The organism is Paraburkholderia suaedae (assembly GCF_040812055.1).
In the GTDB taxonomy this organism is placed as follows: Bacteria; Pseudomonadota; Gammaproteobacteria; order Burkholderiales; family Burkholderiaceae; genus Paraburkholderia.
Genome location: NZ_JBFOAH010000007.1, coordinates 213,548 through 231,638, shown reverse-complemented (window position 1 = coordinate 231,638; position 18,091 = coordinate 213,548). Strand labels below are relative to the sequence as shown.

Genomic DNA, 18,091 nt, shown 5'->3' with positions numbered 1-18,091 from the left:
CCATTATTCACCGGAGGTACCTTCTGATGACACATCAAGCCCACTCTCAGCTACCGCGCGATCGCCGCTGGCAATTCTGGATCGACCGCGGGGGCACCTTCACCGACATCGTCGCGCGCCGGCCGGATGGGCAGATCGTCACGCACAAAGTGCTGTCGGAAAACCCGGAACGATACCGGGATTCCGCGGTGCAGGGCATCCGCGAATTGCTGGGCGTCGGGGCAGATGAGCCGGTGCCGGCGCATCTGATCGACAGCGTGCGAATGGGCACGACGGTCGCCACCAATGCACTGCTCGAACGCAAGGGCGCGCCAACGGTGCTCGCGATCACAAAGGGTTTTGCCGACGCGTTGCGAATCGCGTATCAGAGCCGTCCGAAGCTGTTCGTGCGCAACATCGAATTGCCGACGCTGCTCTATCAGCGCGTCGTGGAGATCGACGAGCGGATCGGCGCACGCGGTGAAGTGGTGCGCGAACTGGATACGGACCAGGCTTGCGCGGCGTTGCGGCAGGCCTATGACAGCGGCATCCGTTCCTGCGCAATCGTGCTGATGCACGGCTACCGCTACACCGAACACGAACGCAAGCTCAAGGCAATCGCGCAGGACATCGGCTACACGCAGATCTCCGTGAGCCACGAGGTCAGTCCGCTGATGAAGCTGGTCTCGCGCGGCGACACGACCGTCGTGGACGCGTATCTGTCGCCGATTCTGCGCCACTACGTTCAGCAAGTGGAAAGCGATCTGGGCGCGGTGCCGCTGCAGTTCATGCAGAGCAACGGCGGCCTCACCGACGCGCACCGCTTCCAGGGCAAGGACGCGATCCTTTCCGGTCCCGCGGGCGGCATCGTGGGTGCGGCGCAGGTGTCGAAGCTCGCGGGCTTCGAGTCGATCATCGGTTTCGACATGGGCGGCACGTCGACCGATGTGACGCACTACGCGGGCGAGTACGAGCGTGAGTTCGCGACGGAAGTGGCCGGCGTTCGCATCCGCGCCCCGATGATGAAAATCCACACGGTTGCTGCGGGCGGCGGCTCGATCTGCAGTTTCGACGGCGCGCGCTTGCGCGTGGGCCCCGAGAGCGCCGGCGCGAATCCGGGGCCGGCATCGTACCGGCGCGGCGGCCCGCTGACCGTCACCGATTGCAACGTGATGACCGGCAAGATCAGCGCGCAATGGTTTCCTCACGTGTTCGGCCCCGAGGGCAACTTGCCGCTCGATGCCGCTGTCGTGCAGCGCAAATTCGTGGAGATTGCGGCGCAGGTCGAGGACGCCACGGGCATCGCCCGCTCGCCGGCCGACATCGCCGAAGGCTTTCTGAAGATCGCCGTGGAGAACATGGCGAATGCGATCAAGCAGATCTCGGTGCAGCGCGGCTACGACGTGACGAAGTACACGCTCGCCTGCTTCGGCGGCGCGGGCGGTCAGCATGCCTGCCTCGTTGCGGACGCGCTCGGCATGACGCGCGTGTTCATCCACCCGCTCGCGGGCGTGCTGTCGGCGTACGGGATGGGTCTCGCCGACGTGCGCGCGCTGCGTCAGCAAGCGGTCGAAACGCGGCTCGACGGCGCGTCGCTCGCCGCTTGCGAGGACGCGTTCACGCCGCTGGAAGCCGCGGCGCGCAGCGAAGTCGCGCAGCAGCGCATCGCGAGCGACTGCATCACGCTGCGCCGCACGCTTCACGTCAAATACGAAGGCACCGACACCACGCTCGAAATCGAATTCAGCAACGACGCACCGGCGATTGTCGCGACGTTCGAACGTCTGTACCGCGCCCGTTACGGTTTCCTGATGCCGAACAAGGCACTGGTTATCGAAGCCGTCGCCGTGGAGGCGATCGGCCAGGCGCACGAGGTCGAGGACGAACATTGGCCCCTCACCGAGGGTGCTTCCACGAATCCCGAACCGTTCGCCATGACACGGGTGTTTTCAGGCGGCGAGTGGCACGACACGCCTGTGTTCGATCGCGAATCGCTCGCACCCGGCGCAAGTATCGACGGTCCGGCCATCGTCAGCGAAAAGACCGGAACGACCGTCATCGAACCGGGCTGGCAAGTCGAGGTCAGCGGGCACAATCACCTGGTGGTCAATCGCACGAGCGCGCTCGTCAACCGTCATCCGATCGGCACGCAAGCCGATCCGGTCTTGCTCGAAGTGTTCAACAACCTGTTCATGTCCATCGCCGAGCAGATGGGCGTGACGCTGGCGAACACGTCGTACTCGGTCAACATCAAGGAGCGGCTCGACTTCTCGTGTGCGCTGTTCGACGCCGGCGGCAACCTGATCGCCAACGCGCCGCACATGCCGGTCCACCTCGGCTCGATGGGCGAAAGCGTGCAGACCATCATCGAGCGGCGTGCCGACACCATGCAGTCCGGCGATGTGTATGTGCTTAACGCGCCGTATGGCGGCGGCACGCATCTGCCGGACGTGACCGTGGTCATGCCGGTGTTCGTCGACGAGCACGCAGCGCCGACGTTCTATGTCGCGGCGCGCGGCCATCACGCGGATATCGGCGGCATCTCGCCGGGCTCGATGCCGCCCGACTCGACGCACGTCGATCAGGAAGGCGTGCTGCTCGATAACGTGCAACTGGTGGCGCAGGGCCGCTTTCTCGAAGGCGAAATACGTGAGTTACTCACTTCCGGCCGTTATCCGGTTCGCAACGTCGAACAGAACATCGCCGACCTGCGGGCGCAGATCGCGGCATGCACGAAGGGCGCGCAGGAACTCGACCGCATGTGCAGGCAGTTCGGACTCGACGTGGTGCGGGCATACATGCAACATGTGCAGGACAACGCCGAGGAGGTCGTACGGCGCACGCTGTCCGTGCTCAAGGACGGACGCTTCGAATACGAACTCGACGACGGCGCGAAGATTGTCGTGGCGGTGACGATCGACCGCGAGACGCGTTCGGCCGTGATCGATTTCGAGGGGACGAGCGAACAGCAGCCGACCAACTACAACGCGCCGTCCGCGATCTGCAAGGCGGCCGTGCTGTACGTGTTCCGCACGCTCGTGGACGATGACATTCCGCTGAACGCCGGATGTCTGAAGCCGCTGGACATTCGCATTCCGGCAGGCTCGATGCTCAATCCGCGCTATCCGGCGGCGGTCGTCGCCGGTAACGTCGAGACGTCGCAGGTCGTGACCGACGCGCTGTATGGCGCGCTCGGCGTGATGGCGGGCGCCCAGGGCACGATGAACAACTTCACGTTCGGCAACGAGCAATATCAGTACTACGAAACGATCTGCGGAGGCGCAGGAGCGAGTGCATCGTCAGCGGGTTGCAGTGCGGTGCAGACACACATGACGAACTCACGGCTTACCGATCCCGAAGTGCTCGAATGGCGCTTTCCGGTTCGCCTCGACGACTTCCGCGTGCGGCACGGCAGCGGCGGCGCCGGGCAATGGCGAGGCGGCGACGGCACGGAGCGGCGGGTCCGCTTTCTCGCACCGATGACCGCGGTCATCCTGTCCAATCGCCGGCGAGTGGCGCCGTTCGGCATGGCGGGCGGGTCGCCGGGCAAGCTCGGCGTGAACTGGGTCGAACGGGCCGGTTCGCGTGAGCGTGAAACTTTCGGCGCGCGTCATCAGGTGCAGATGAGCGCCGGCGACGTTTTCGTGATTCAGACGCCTGGCGGCGGCGGATATGGAGCGGCGTCAGACGGCGAATAAGTTCAACGTGCATTCAGCCTCGCGCCGTGCGAGGCTGGATTGGCACTTTCTGTTCGTGGTCCAGTGCAAGCGCGCGAAATCCATGTCGCGCTCAAGTCCCAGATCACGATCGACCCACACCGTGAACGCGTGCTCGATAGCATTCGCCCTACTGGATCTTCACTTCGTTCTGCAAAGGCCGATTGTGCTCGAACGCCGAGACGCTTTCGAGCGTGGTTTCGCAAATGGTCGTCAATGCCTCGTGCGTAAGATACGCCTGATGTCCGGTCACAATGACGTTGGGGAACGACACGAGGCGCTGCAAGACGTCGTCGGTGATGATCTCGCCCGAGAGGTCGCGAAAGAAGAGATTGCCCTCCTGCTCATACACGTCGATTCCAAGCCCGCCGAGCTGGCCGGTCTTTAACGCTTCGATGGCTGCCTCGGTGTCGAGTAGCCCTCCGCGGCTAGTGTTGATGAGTATTGCGCCCCGCTTCGCGCGTGCGAGCGTTTCCGAATTGATCACGTGGTGTGTCGTGGGAGTGAGCGGGCAATGCAGGGAAATAATGTCGGCTTGTTCGCCGATCTCGCCGGGCTTCGCGTAGCTCAGGCCGAGCGCCTCGAATTCCGCCGACGGGTACGGATCGAAACCGATGACCCTGCAGCCGAAGCCGAGCATGATCTTCGCGAACACGCAGCCGATTTTGCCCGTTCCGACCACCGCGACCGTCTTGCCGCAGAGGTCGAAGCCGGTCAGGCCGTCCAGCGAGAAATTGGAATCACGCGTGCGATTGTATGCACGGTGCACCTTTCGGTTGATGGCGAGCAGCAGCGCTACCGCATGCTCCGCCACGGAGTTCGGCGAATACGTCACGACGCGCACCACCTTGATGCCGAGCTTGTCCGCAGCGGCGAGATCGACGTTGTTAAAGCCCGTGCAGCGCAAAGCCACCAGACGTGTGCCACCCTTGTGCAGCGCGGCCAGTACCTGCGCGTCCGCTTTATCGTTGACGAAGATGCACACGGCGCCATAGCCAGCGGCAAGGCCAACGGTATCCGTATCCAGCAACGCGTCGTAGTAATGCAGCTTGTGTTCGCCGCTATGGTTGGCCTCATCGAGATACCGGCGTTCATAGCGTGTCGAGCTAAATATCGCTACTTCCATGATCGACTCCTTCAATATCCGGGGTGGACGTTCGTTCGCGTGCGGCGCAGCTTCGTCTAGCCGGCTGCAATCGCTATGGCGATCTGTACGAAAAGCACCTTGACGATGGTCATCGACGGGAAAATCATCGCGTACATGATGTCGGGCTGATCCGTCGGCGCAACGCGATTGGCGAAGGCGAGAATCGCCGGGTTGCCGGTCGCGCCGCAGATCACGCCGACCGACGTATCGAAAGACAGCTTGAAGACCCACAGGCAGCAGATCGCCGTAACCCCGACGAGCACCAACAGCGTGACCGCGCCATAAAGAAGCAGCAGCGGTCCGGCGGTGCCCACGGTCGCGACGAACTTGGGTCCGCAGGAGATGCCCACCTGCGCGAGGAAAATGGTGAGTCCGAGATTGCGAAGCACGAGATTCGCCGAAAGCGGCATCACCCACACGAACGGTCCGCTGCGGCGCGCCTTGCCGAGGCACAGCGCGACCAGCAGCAACGCCGCGAGACCCAGCGTGAACGCGCCGAGACCCGGGAAGCGCAGCGGGATCGCGCCGACCAGCAGTCCCGCCGCCGCGCCTATGCCCAAAGAAATGAAACTCAGTTCGGCCGTGCTCTTGATGGAATCGCCGAAGAATGCGCGAACGCTTGCCTGATGCGCACGATTGACGAGCAGGCCGACCCGGTCGCCCGCTTCGAGAACGAGGTCCGGCGTAGACAGCAGATCGGTATCGCCGCGCCGCACGTGCGCGACCGCGCAGTTCACACCGTCCGGGAAACGGAGACTGCCAAGCGGCATGCCGACCACCGACGGATTAGAAGCGAACACCCGCATGTAGTCCACATCCTCTCGATGACTCGTGATACGTCCCGGCTGCAACTCCCCGCACAGCGCCGTTGCTTCGTCGAGCAGGCGCGGATCGGTGGCGGTGACGAGCAGGACGTCGTCAGCGCGCAGAAGGAGATCGTCGGTGGGGAGCTGGTTGTGATGCGCGCGCCGCACGGCCGCGATAGCCACCCCCGCAGGCAGCCGTGTCAAAAGCTCCGACAGCCGCAGACCAATAAGGCTCGCATTGCGCAGCGCGATTTCCGCAGTCTCCAGCAACTTTTCAGGCGGCTTGCGAATCTGGACTTTGAGGACCAGGTTCAGTGCATAGATGAACAGAATCGGCCCGGCCACGCCGAACGGATAGGTCACGCTATAGGCCACCGCGGCATCGCTGCTTTTCATCGACGCGATGGCAACCTGAAGGCTCGCCGTGCTGGTGCCGCTGCCCGCGAACATGCCGAGGGAGTCGGCGAGCGTGATGCCGAAGTGGATGAACGCGCACGCTACGAGACCGGAAACGATGACGCCGAGACATGCGGCTACATTGGCCTTGAGCCCCTCGCGGCTCGTGAGCCCGCGAAAGAACTGCGCCCCGTACTGAATGCCGATGCCATAAAGAAACATCAACAAACCCAGTGTGCCCAGCAAAGCCGGCGGCGTGGATTTCGGCGCGAACGCGCCAAGCGCCAGTCCAACGAAGAGCACGGCCCCGGAGCCGAGCGCCACACCTTTCACATTGATCTCGCCGACCAGGTAGCCGACCGCAATGGTCAAAAAGAGCGCAAACAGCGGCTGACTTTCGACGAAGGTTCTGAGTGCGTCCATGCCGCCCCCTCAAGATATGAAACCAATGCAGCAGTAGATGAACGTTGAAGTCACTTTGCCGCCGACCGTTCTGCACCACTGCGTAAAATTCATCGCGATTCGAGCACGACGACACTGCGCGCCTCGACATGGCAGGTTCCCCGTTCGACGCGGGCCGCTTCAACAGTGGAAACCACTTCCGACGGCAGTTGCCCGGCCGTATCGACGAGCCGACGCCAGCTTGCGTCCTCGAGAGCGGGAAGTTGCGCTTCGCGCCCGTCCGCGTTCATGTTGAAGATGACATGCAACATGGGCTCGTCCGGCGCCTGTCCCGCGAGCGTGAACGCAACGAGACGAGCATTCGGGTCGCCCCATGCGGGCGCTCCGAGCCGCTCTGTGTGCCAGGCGACATCGGGATGCGTCTGCCCATGGTCCGTGCCGCCCGTGAAGAACCGGCGACGGCGCAGGCTCGCGTGACGCTTGCGCAACGCAATCATTTCGCGCACGAAACGCAGCATGTCGAGCGAGTCATCGGAGAAACGCCAGTCCATCCATGACAGTGCGTTGTCCTGGCAGTACGCGTTGTTGTTGCCGCGCTGGGTACGCAGGATTTCGTCGCCGGCGAGAAGCATGGGTACGCCCTGGCTCAGCAGCAGGATCGCGATGAAATTGCGCGCCTGCCGCAGACGCAGGGCGGCGATCGACGGGTCGTTCGTGTCGCCTTCCGCCCCGCAATTCCACGACAGATTGTCGTTGCTGCCATCGCGGTTGTCGTCGCCGTTCGCCTCGTTGCGCTTCGCCTGGTAGCTGACGAGATCGCGCAACGTAAAGCCGTCGTGGCAAGTCACGAAGTTGATACTGTTCACCGGCAATCTGCCGTCCGCCTGAAAGAGATCGGCGCTCCCGGCGACGCACGTGCACATCTGCCCGATCATCCCCGGATCGCCGCGCACGAAGCGCCGGATCACGTCACGGTAGCGTCCGTTCCATTCGGCCCATGCCATGCCCGGAAACGCGCCGACGTGATATAGCCCCGCTGCGTCCCAGGCCTCCGCAATCAGCGGCACGCGCGCGAGCACCGGCGACGCTTCCATGGCCCACGGCAACGGCGGTGTACTGAGCACTGCACCGCCCTCGCCGCGCGTGAAAACGCTCGCGAGATCGAAACGAAACCCGTCCACGCCGAGTTCCTGAACCCAGTATTCGAGGCAACGCAAGATGAATGCCGACACCAGCGGATGATTGCAGTTGACCGTATTGCCGCAGCCGGTGTAGTCGAGATAACGTCCTCCGTTCGCCCGGTCGACGTGATAGAAGACTTCATTGGCGAGCACCTTGAAATTGATCACGGGACCGTTCACACCTGCTTCCGCGGTGTGATTGAACACCACGTCCAGCAACACGCGGATACCCGCCGCGTGCATCGCGTCGATCAACGCACGGAACTCCTGCGGCGCGCGGTCAGGTTCGACGCAATAGCGCGGATGCGTCGAGTGAAAGCTATGCGTGCTGTAGCCCCAGTAATTGACGAGTCCATTCGCTGCGACCGATGCGGGCACGTCCTGCTCGTCGAAGGCCATCACCGGCAGCAGTTCCACATGCGTGATGCCCAGATCCTTCAAATAAGGGATTTTCTCGATCAACCCCGCGAACGTGCCGGGGTACTGAACGCCGCTCGACGCATGCCGCGTAAAGCCGCCCACATGTAGTTCGTAGATGATCGCGTCGTCGAGCGTGCGCACGCTCACGTCTTCGCATTCGCCGAGCGGTTCGGCGACGATGGCTCGAAAGGACGCATGCCCAGGCTCGCGCACAGCAACAGCGGGCTGGCGGTGCCACTGGCAATCACTGACGGCGCGCGCGCCGGGATCGAGCAACTCGTAACGGCTGCAGGTTTCGTCATCGAGTTGCGGCACACCATGACGACCGTATGCGCGCCACGTGTAGCAGCACGGCACCGGAAGATCTTCGATCAGCACATGCCAGAAATAGAAGGTGCGGTTTCGTTCGGGCGTGAGTCCGACTATCTGAAACGGCTCCATGCTATCCGTCGCGGCGTACAGCAGCAGTTCCAGGCGGGTCGCGTGCCGGCAAAAAATGCAAAAGTTGACGCCCTCCGGCCCGACCGACGCACCGGGCGGAAATCGCGAACCGGGCCGCGCCTGATAAGTGCGCGAACTGTCGACGGTAGCGCTGCTCAAGTTCGATCCCTCAGCGCACGCGCGTTCCAGATGCGCTCACAGTACTCGCCTATCGCACGATCCGACGAAAACTTGCCCGAGCGCGCAGTGTTCATGATCGACATGTGTGCCCAGCGCCGCGCATCGTGCCACGCGTCGCTCACGCGTTGCTGACACGCGACGTAATCCGCGAAATCGGCCAGCACGAGGAACGGGTCGTATTGCAGCAGACTGTCGACGAGTGGCCTGAATACATTCCGGTCGCCGCGCGAGAAGCGCCCTTGCTCGATCTGCGAGAATGCTTCGCGCAAATCGTCGTTGGACTGCACGTAGTCGGCGGGACGATAGCCATCGTGCTTCAACGTGTCGACCTGCTGGGCGGTCAAGCCGAACAGGAAGAAGTTGTCGGCGCCCGCTTCTTCGCGGATCTCCACGTTCGCGCCATCGAGCGTGCCGATCGTCAACGCGCCGTTCATCATGAATTTCATGTTGCCGGTGCCGGATGCTTCCTTGCCCGCCGTCGAGATCTGCTCGGACAGGTCTGCGGCGGGATAGACCCAATGCCCGTTCTTCACGTTGAAGTCAGGGTAGAACACCACTTTCAGCCGGCCGCCGATGACCGGATCATGGTTGACGACTTCGGCAATGCCGGTGATCAGGCGGATCATCAGCTTGGCCATCGCATAGCCCGGCGCGGCCTTGCCGCCAAAGATGAAGCAGCGCGGCGCGACGTCGAGCCCGGGATCGCGGCATAGCCGCTGATACAGACTGATGATGTACAACGCGTTCAGATGCTGGCGTTTGTACTCGTGGATGCGCTTGACCTGAATGTCGAACAGCGCGTTCGGATCGACGTGGATACCCGTTGCACCGGCAATCCGCGCCGCGAGCGCCGCCTTGTTGTCAAGCCGGACTGCGCGCCACGCTTCGTGAAAGTCTGGATCGTCGGCGTACGCGGCGAGCGCGTCGAGTTGCCCGAGATCGGTCCGCCACTTCTCGCCGATCGTCCTGTCGAGAAGATCCGCCAGACCCGGATTGCTCAACATGAGGAAGCGGCGCGGTGTCACGCCGTTCGTCACGTTGAGAAAGCGTTGCGGAAACATCTCCGCAAAATCGCGCAGCACCGTCTGGCGCAGAAGGTCGGAGTGCAACGCCGCGACCCCGTTGACCGCATGAGCGCCCACCGTGGCCAGATGCGCCATGCGCACCTTCTTGTCGCCGCGTTCGTCGATCAGCGACATGCGCGTCGCGCGCGCGTCGTCGCCGGGAAAAGCGCGCCGCACGTCGTCGAGAAAACGGCGATTGATCTCGTAGATGATTTCGAGCGGGCGCGGCAGCAGGCTTTGAAAGAGCGGCAGTCCCCAGGTTTCGAGCGCCTCGGGCAACAGCGTGTGATTGGTGTAGGCGAGCGTGCGCTGCGTGATGTCCCACGCGGCATCCCACGAAAGCCCGTACACGTCCAGCAGCAGACGCATCAACTCGGCCACCGCGACCGATGGATGGGTGTCGTTCAGTTGCGCGGCAAACAGCTCGGGAAGCTGCTGGATCGGCGTGCCCTTCAATGCCGTAAGCCGCAGCATGTCCTGCAGAGAACACGAAACGAAAAAGTACTGCTGCGCGAGCCGCAGGCGCTTGCCCGCTTCGGGCTCGTCGTTCGGATAGAGCACCTTCGACAGGGTTTCGGAAACGACTTTCTCCTGCACTGCCTCGTAGTATTCGCCGGCGTTGAAATCCTGGAAGTCGAACGATTCGACCGCTTCGCTCTTCCACAGTCGCAGCAGGTTACAGGTGTCGACGCCATAGCCCTGCACCGGCAGATCGCAGGCGACGCCCTTCACTTGCCGCGCGGGTATCCAGTTCACGCGCAGGCGACCTTCGTCGTCGGTCCGCTGCTGCGTGTATCCGCCAAAGCCGACATAGTAATTGACATCCGGCCGCACGATTTCCCAAGGGTTGCCGTTCTGCAGCCACTTGTCCGTCACCTCCACCTGCCAGCCGTCGCGAATCTCCTGATCGAAGATGCCGAATTCGTAGTGGATGCCGTAACCGATCGCCGGTATCTGCAACGTGGAAAGCGAGTCCATGTAGCACGCGGCAAGGCGTCCAAGGCCGCCGTTGCCGAGCCCGGGCTCTTCCTCTATCGCAAGCAGCGTGTCGAGATCCTGGCCGAGCGCATGCATCGCCTCGCGCGCTTCGTCTTGCATGCCGAGATTGAGCAGGTTATTGCCCAGTTGCGGGCCGATCAGGAACTCCGCTGACAGATAGCAGGCGACCTTGACCTCTTTCGCCACGTACGCTTTCGTCGTCGCGGCCCAGCGCGCGAGCATGCGGTCGCGAACGCTGAAGGCCAGTGCCATGTACCAGTCGTGCGCGCTGGCAATGTCCGGATAGCGCCCCGCGCGGCAAATCAGATTTCTCACTACGTCGTTCTGAAACGTGGAGCCGCTCGCGTCGCCCGACATGGCTTGCGCATTCGAAGCCGCGCCTGCTACGGAAACTTCGTTCATGGTCTGTGCCCTCGCATTTCACGCCGGAGTTGGGTGGGCCGCCGGCTCCCACTGGATCGCGCTACGAAGGTTCTCTGCGCCGAGTCCTACCAGCAGATCGACCGCGCCATTCTTCAAAGCCTGTATCGCGGGCACGCCTGCCGCTTTCAGCGCCGCCGCGTCGATTCGCGATCCGTCGGCTAGCACGACGCGCAAGCGGGTGGCCGCCAGTGCGTCGAGCTTGACGATGTTTTCCGAGCCGCCGAGCGCCGCGCGAATCTGCTCCGCCCGCGCGATCTGCTGCGTCGAGCTTTGCGCCGAGCCCGCTAGCACCGCAGACGCCGCCGCAGCAGCGCTGGCCGCGGCGGTACTCTCCGCGATGGGCGTGCCCGCCGGCGCGAGGTCCGCGTCGCTGCCGGCCGTCTTCAAGTACTCCTGCATATCGGTTTTCATGTTCTCCGAGAGCGGCCCGAAGATTGCCTGCACGCCATTGCCGACGCGTACCACGCCCGCCGCGCCGAGTGCTTTCAGTTTTGCTTCGTCGACATGCGCGGGATCTTTCACGGAGATGCGCAGACGCGTAATGCACGCGTCGAGACTCGTGATATTCGAGCGGCCGCCGAAAGCGAGCACCAGTTCGCGCGAACGTCCGCCCACCCCGCTCGTGGCGAGCGGCGCGGTTTCGGCCGTCTCGTCCTCGCGGCCGGGCGTCTTCATGTCGAAGCGCGTAATCACGAAACGGAACACGCTGTAATAGATTGCCGCATAGATCGGACCGAGAATGAACACGTACCATGCGTGCGTGCCCTTGTTGCCGATCAGGTTGAACATCAGAAAGTCGATCCCGCCTTGCGAGAACGTGAAGCCCATGCGCATACCCAGCGTGTTCGCGACGAACTGCGCGGACGCCGCAAGGCACGCGTGGATGAAGTAAAGGACCGGCGCGACGAATAGAAACGCGAATTCGATCGGTTCGGTAATGCCCGTGAGGAACGACGTCAGCGCGGCCGAAATCATCATGCCGCCGACGGCCACTTTTCTTTCCGGCTTCGCACAGTGCCAGATCGCGATTGCCGCCGCAGGCAGACCGAACATCTTGAACAGGAAGGCGCCCGCGAGAATACCCGCGCTTGGATCGCCCGCGAAGAAACGGGTGATGTCGCCGTGCACCGTCTTGCCGGTGGTCGGGTCGAGGTAGCTGCCCATTTCGAAGAAAAACGGCACGTTCCAGATGTGATGCAGGCCGAACGGAATCAGCAGACGTTCGACGAATCCATAGACCGTCGCCGCGGTGCGCGGGTCGGATACCGCCGCCCAGTGCGAGAAGGCCTTGATGCCGCTGCCGATCGGCGGCCAGATGAACGACAGAATGCCGCCGAGCCCGATCGCGCCGATCGCCGTCACGATGGGCACGAAACGCTTGCCGGCAAAGAAGCCGAGATACGGCGGCAAGGCGATCCGGTAATAGCGGTTGAACATCCAGGCCGCGAGGCCACCGGCGAGGATGCCGCCAAACACGCCGGTCTGGACGGACGGGATACCCATAATCATGTCGGGCTCGACGCCCTGGACCTTCGCGATCACGCCAAGCGTCGCGGTCATCACGAGATAGCCGATCGTCGCGGCGATGCCCGAGACGCCGTCGTTCTCGGTAAAGCCGAGCGCCACGCCGATCGCAAAGATCAGCGGCAGGTTCGCGAAGATCACGTCGCCCGAGTTTTTCATCAGCGCGAGCACGACCGCCGGCACATAACCGTGAAAGTCCGTCGCGCCCAGACCCAGCAGCAGGCCGGCCACCGGAAGCACGGCGACGGGCAACATCAGCGACTTACCGACTTTCTGCAAGACTCCAAACGCATGCGAAAACATGGAGGATCTCCCCTACATCAGCTCAATCGGCAAAGCCCGAAAGATGGTCGCGCACTTCGGCGGCGGTGCCCAGACGCAGCACTTCGACAGCGAGTTGGCGGGCCTCGCTCATGGTGATCCGTGCAAGCTGGGCCTTCACCGAACCGACAGCGGGGATGCTGACCGATAGTTCGTCGATGCCCAGGCCGGCAAGCACCGGCACGGCCATCGCATCGGACGCGATACCGCCGCAAATACCGACCCATTTGCCGTGCTGGTGCGCGCCCTCCACCGTCATGCCGATCAGGCGCAGGACCGCCGGATGCAGCGCGTCGGCCTGCTTCGCCAGTTGCGGATGGCCCCGGTCCATGGCGAGCGTGTATTGCGTGAGGTCGTTGGTGCCGATCGAGAAAAAGTCGACTTCACGAGCGAGCGGCTCCGCGATCAGCGCGGCCGCGGGCACTTCGATCATCACGCCGACCTTGACGCTCGCCGCGCGATCGCCGGCCTCGTCCTGCAGGATGTGGCGGGCTGCCCTCACTTCTTCGACCGTGGCGATCATCGGAAACATGACGTGCAGATTGCAAAGCGGCGCCGCGCGCAGAATCGCGCGCAATTGCGTGCGGAATATGTCGGGACGCTCGAGGCTCACACGCACGCCGCGCAGACCCAGGAACGGATTGTCTTCTTTCGGCAGCGGCAGATATGACAGCGGTTTGTCGCCGCCGACATCGAGCGTGCGAATCACGAGCGGGCGTTCACGGCCCAGCGCTTGCGCGACGGCGCAATATTCGGCCGCCTGTTCGTCTTCGGAGGGCGCGGTGTCGCGCGCGTCGAACAGAAACTCGGAGCGCAACAGGCCGACGCCCTCGGCGCCAGCCGCTACCGCGTCGCGCGCTTCCTGCGCATTGCGGATGTTCGCGACCACTTCGATGCGATGACCGTCGGCGGTCATCGCGAGCTTGCTCGCCGCGAGCTTGTCGGTTTCGCGTCTGGCGGCCTCGCGCCCAATGCGCTTGCGCGCCTGTTCGAGTTCGTCGGCGCTCGGGTTGCGCCGCAAGCTGCCGTGCGAACCGTCGAGCACGACGGGGGTGCCATCGGCGAGTTGGAGCGCACGTGCATCGATTCCGCAAATGGCGGGAATGCCGAGTGAACGCGCGAGGATCGCTACGTGACTTGTCGCGCCGCCGGTCGTCGTGCAAAAGCCCAGCACTTTGCTTCGATCGAGCGAGGTGGTGTCGGACGGCGACAGTTCTTCGGCAATCAGGATCGATTCGCCGGGCACGTCGACCTGCGCCGGTGTGACGTTGGCGAGCAACGCGAGCACCCGGCGGCCGACGTCGCGGATATCGCCGGCGCGTTCGCGCAGAAGTGGACTCTGGAGCGCCTCGAGCGTGCGCGCCTGCTTCTGGAAAGCCTCGCGCCATGCGAAGCCGGCGCTCTTGCCTTCGCTAATCCCGGCGATTGCCATGTCGTTCAGGTCGGGGTCGTCCAGCAGTTCGAGATGGGCGGCAAGAATCTGCGCCTTCGACGCATCGACGAGCGTCGCCTTCAACCCTTCGATTTGCTGACGCGCCTGATGTCGCGCGGATTCCAGTTGCGCACGTTCGCGTTGCGGCGACTCGCCCGCTTCAGCGACTTCGATCACTTGCGGGCGGTACTGCGCGATCTTGCCGACGGCCAGTCCCGGCGAAGCGGACACGCCTGTGAACTGGTCGGGGTCCGTCACGGCGGTAGGGCTTGCAACTGTCCCCGTGGTTGGCGCCACCGGCGTTGAAGACAGGGCAGGCGCGGGCGCATCGCCGGCCTTCTCACCGGAACCGCTGGCAAGCAGAAGCGCAAGCGCGCTCGCCGCTTCATGTGCGTCGGGTCCGCGGGCCTCGACGCGCAGCGCGTCGCCGAGCTTCGTTCCGAGCACCATGATGGCCACGACCGACTTCGCATTGGCGCTCTTGCCGTCCACCAGCAGCCGGATGTCGGACGTATATTTTTTTGCTTGCGCAGCGACCACGGCGGCGGGCCGCGCATGCAGACCCGCCGGGTTTGGCAGCGTGATTTCGCCGGAAAGGATTGCACCGGCTGCGCCCGCCGTCTCCTTGTCGGCGATGCTGCCGGCCAGCTCGACGTACAGCGCCGTATCCGTGCCCGCATTGACGATGCCTTTTGCAGGCACATAGCGGGCGACGAGTTCGCCATTGGCGATCACCATTTGCGTGAGCAGGCTGCTCGCCTTCGCCCCGACCACCACCGGGTCAAAACGGATCAAGGGAGTGCCGATCGCGACGGTATCGCCTTCGTTGACGAGCGGCATGAAGCCCTCGCCGCGCAACAGCACCGTGTCGAGCCCAATGTGCAGCAAGACTTGCAGCCCGTTATCGGCAGTGATCGTCACCGCGTGGCTGGACTTGTGTAATTGCGTGACCTTGCCGGCAAGCGGCGCCAGCAACTCATCGGACGTGGGATCGATCGACACGCCGTCGCCTACCATCTTCTGCGCAAACACCGCATCGGGCACGGTATCGAGCGGCACCAGCACGCCCGAAAGCGGCGCGATCAACTCGACCCGCAGAGCATGCTCAGGAGCTTTCATCGCCAAGACTCCTTATGCCTGGACACTTACCTGAAAGAGTTCGATTCGAGCCGTGCGAACGGCAGATGCGGCGGCGCTGACTACGAACCGGTCAATACGGCCACACCCAATCCGAAATCTCGGGCCTATCGGTGCCGTGCTCGTGCGAGTAATTCATATTGACGATGATCGCGTTCCTCATGTCCTCTCGCAGATGGGCGGTTCTGCCCCGCAAGCGCGGCACGCGATCGAGCACGTCCATCACAAGGTTGAAGCGGTCTACCTTGTTGAGTATTGCGAGTTCGAGCGGCGTATTGATGTTGCCCTTCTCCGTGTAGCCGCGAACGTGCAGGTTCTCGTGATTGCGGAAGCGATACGCGAGCTTGTGGATCAGCGACGGGTAGCCGTGGAAATTGAATATCACCGGCTTGTCGACGGTAAACAGGCTGTCGAACTCGCGCTCCGTCGAGCCGTGCGGATGCTCCGTCACCGGCTGCATCTTGAACAGATCGACCACGTTCACGAAACGCAGCCTCAGCTCGGGCAGACACTCCCGCAAAATGGCCGTCGCCGCGAGCGCTTCCTGCGTGGCAACGTCGCCGCATGACGCCATCACCACATCGGGCTCCATGTCTTCGTCATTGCTCGCACGCCGCCACACACCCATGCCTTTTGCGCAATGCACGACTGCTTCGTCGATGGTCGTAAATTGCAGGTGCTTCTGCTTGTCGGCGACGATCACGTTGATGCAGTCGGTCGAGCGCAAGCACTGGTCCGCCACGACGAGCAGGGTATTGGCGTCCGGCGGCAGGTAGACGCGCGTGACCGAGGGACTCTTATTGGTCACGAGGTCGATGAAACCGGGGTCCTGATGCGAGAAGCCGTTGTGATCCTGACGCCATACCGTCGACGAAAGCAGGATGTTCTCCGAGGCCACCGAAGCGCGCCACGGCACATGGTTCTTGCATACGTCGAGCCACTTCGCGTGCTGGTTGAACATCGAGTCCACTACGTGCGCGAACGCTTCATAGGTGTGAAAGAAGCCATGTCGGCCGGATAGCAGATAGCCTTCGAGCCAGCCCATCAGCGTGTGCTCCGAGAGCATCTCCATCACGCGGCCGTCGCGCGAGAGTTCGCCGCCGTCGTCATCCTCGGGCAGCATGTCGGCCATCCACACTTTCTTGCTGACTTCGTAGATCGACTGAAGCCGATTCGAAGCGGTCTCGTCGGGGCCGAAAACGCGGAACGTGTCCATGTTGTAACGCATGGTGTCACGCAGGAACTGGCCAAGCGGCTGCGTGTTCTCGCGCAGTACCTTGCCGGCGTGCGCAACTTCCACCGCATAGTCGCGAAAGTCAGGCAGCTTCAGATCGCGCCGTAACATTCCGCCGTTCGTATGCGGATTGGCGCTCATGCGGCGTGGCCCTTGCGGCGCAAGCTCGCGCAGTTCGGAGAGCAACCTTCCGCTGTCGTCGAACAGCTCGTCGGGCCGGTAGCTGGACATCCAGCTTTCGAGCAGTTCGAGATTTGCGGGGCTGCCCCTCACATCGGAAAACGGCACCTGATGCGAACGCCACGAGCCCTCGACTTTATGGCCTTTGATTTCCTTCGGGCCCGTCCAGCCCTTGGGCGTGCGCAACACGATCATCGGCCCGCGCGGGCGCTCGGCGTCGTTGCCGTTTGTGCGCGCTCTTTCGCGGATCGCACGGATTTCGGCGACGACCGTATCGAGCGTGCCGGCCATCGTCTGATGCATTTGCGCTGGGTCGGATCCTTCGACGAAATACGGCGTATAGCCGTAGCCTTCGAATAATGCTGAGAGTTCCTCATGGCTGATGCGGGAGAGGATCGTCGGATTGGCGATCTTGTAGCCGTTCAGGTTGAGGATGGGCAGCACCGTGCCATCGCGCGCGGGATTGATGAACTTGTTCGAATGCCACGCAGTGGCAAGCGGACCGGTCTCGGCCTCGCCATCTCCGACTACGCAGGCCACGATCAGATCAGGGTTGTCGAGCGCAGCGCCATAAGCGTGCGAGAGGCTGTAGCCGAGTTCGCCGCCCTCGTGAATCGACCCGGGCGTTTCGGGTGTGACATGGGAGCCGATATGTCCCGGAAACGAGAACTGCTTGAAGAACTTCTGCATGCCTTCGGCGTCCTCGCTTTTGTCCGGGTACACCTCCGAATAAGTGCCTTCCAGATAGGCCGGCCCGAGTACGCCGGGCGCGCCGTGTCCGGGTCCGGCAATGAAAATAACGTCGAGGTCGTCGCGCTTGATCACGCGATTCAGATGAGCCCAGACAAACGAAAGCGCGGGACTTGCGCCCCAGTGTCCGAGCAGACGGTGCTTGACGTGATCGACTTTCAGGGGCTCGCGCAAAAGCGGGTTATCCCGGAGATAAATCATACCGACCGAGAGGTAATTGCACGCGCGCCACCAGGCGTCGATTCGTCTGAGTTCGTCGCTTGAGAGCGTAGTCTCGTACGAAGCGTCCGATGCGCGATCATTGCTCATGCTGGCGTCTCCTGTCCGTGCAGCCTCGACCGTGCGTGAACGGTAATGTG

The 18,091-nt window shown here is 63.1% G+C and carries 8 protein-coding genes; 1 reads left to right on the top strand and 7 read right to left on the bottom strand.

What is annotated here, in order from left to right:
• The first annotated feature begins 26 nt into the window (after positions 1-26).
• Positions 27-3,677 carry a hydantoinase B/oxoprolinase family protein gene (locus ABQJ48_RS13180; protein ID WP_367838445.1) on the top strand — a complete coding sequence of 1,217 codons (3,651 nt, stop codon included), beginning with the start codon at positions 27-29 and terminating at the stop codon, positions 3,675-3,677.
• A 148-nt stretch (positions 3,678-3,825) separates the two neighbouring features.
• Here ABQJ48_RS13180 and ABQJ48_RS13175 read toward each other — a convergent pair whose 3' ends face one another.
• The 7 genes from ABQJ48_RS13175 to ABQJ48_RS13145 form a co-directional block, all read right to left on the bottom strand.
• Positions 3,826-4,821 (bottom strand): 2-hydroxyacid dehydrogenase, encoded by a 996-nt coding sequence (locus ABQJ48_RS13175; protein ID WP_367838444.1) that lies wholly within the window; start codon positions 4,819-4,821, stop codon positions 3,826-3,828.
• 56 nt (positions 4,822-4,877) lie between these two features.
• Complete coding sequence (locus ABQJ48_RS13170) at positions 4,878-6,467, bottom strand: aspartate:alanine exchanger family transporter (RefSeq protein ID WP_367838443.1); 1,590 nt, start codon at positions 6,465-6,467, stop codon at positions 4,878-4,880.
• Between the two features lie 89 nt (positions 6,468-6,556).
• Complete coding sequence (locus ABQJ48_RS13165) at positions 6,557-8,647, bottom strand: glycogen debranching protein (protein ID WP_367838442.1); 2,091 nt, start codon at positions 8,645-8,647, stop codon at positions 6,557-6,559.
• Positions 8,644-11,088, bottom strand: a complete 2,445-nt coding sequence (locus tag ABQJ48_RS13160; RefSeq protein WP_367838497.1) for a glycogen/starch/alpha-glucan phosphorylase — start codon at positions 11,086-11,088, stop codon at positions 8,644-8,646. The genes ABQJ48_RS13165 and ABQJ48_RS13160 overlap by 4 nt, the downstream gene beginning before the upstream one ends.
• A gap of 63 nt (positions 11,089-11,151) precedes the next feature.
• On the bottom strand, positions 11,152-12,981 hold the full coding sequence (gene ptsG / locus ABQJ48_RS13155) for a PTS glucose transporter subunit IIBC (RefSeq protein ID WP_367838441.1): 1,830 nt from the start codon (positions 12,979-12,981) through the stop codon (positions 11,152-11,154).
• Positions 12,982-13,003: 22 nt separating this feature from the next.
• Positions 13,004-15,550, bottom strand: a complete 2,547-nt coding sequence (gene ptsP, locus ABQJ48_RS13150; protein ID WP_367838440.1) for a phosphoenolpyruvate--protein phosphotransferase — start codon at positions 15,548-15,550, stop codon at positions 13,004-13,006.
• Between the two features lie 91 nt (positions 15,551-15,641).
• Positions 15,642-18,041 (bottom strand): phosphoketolase family protein, encoded by a 2,400-nt coding sequence (locus ABQJ48_RS13145; RefSeq protein ID WP_367838439.1) that lies wholly within the window; start codon positions 18,039-18,041, stop codon positions 15,642-15,644.
• Positions 18,042-18,091 lie beyond the last annotated feature (50 nt).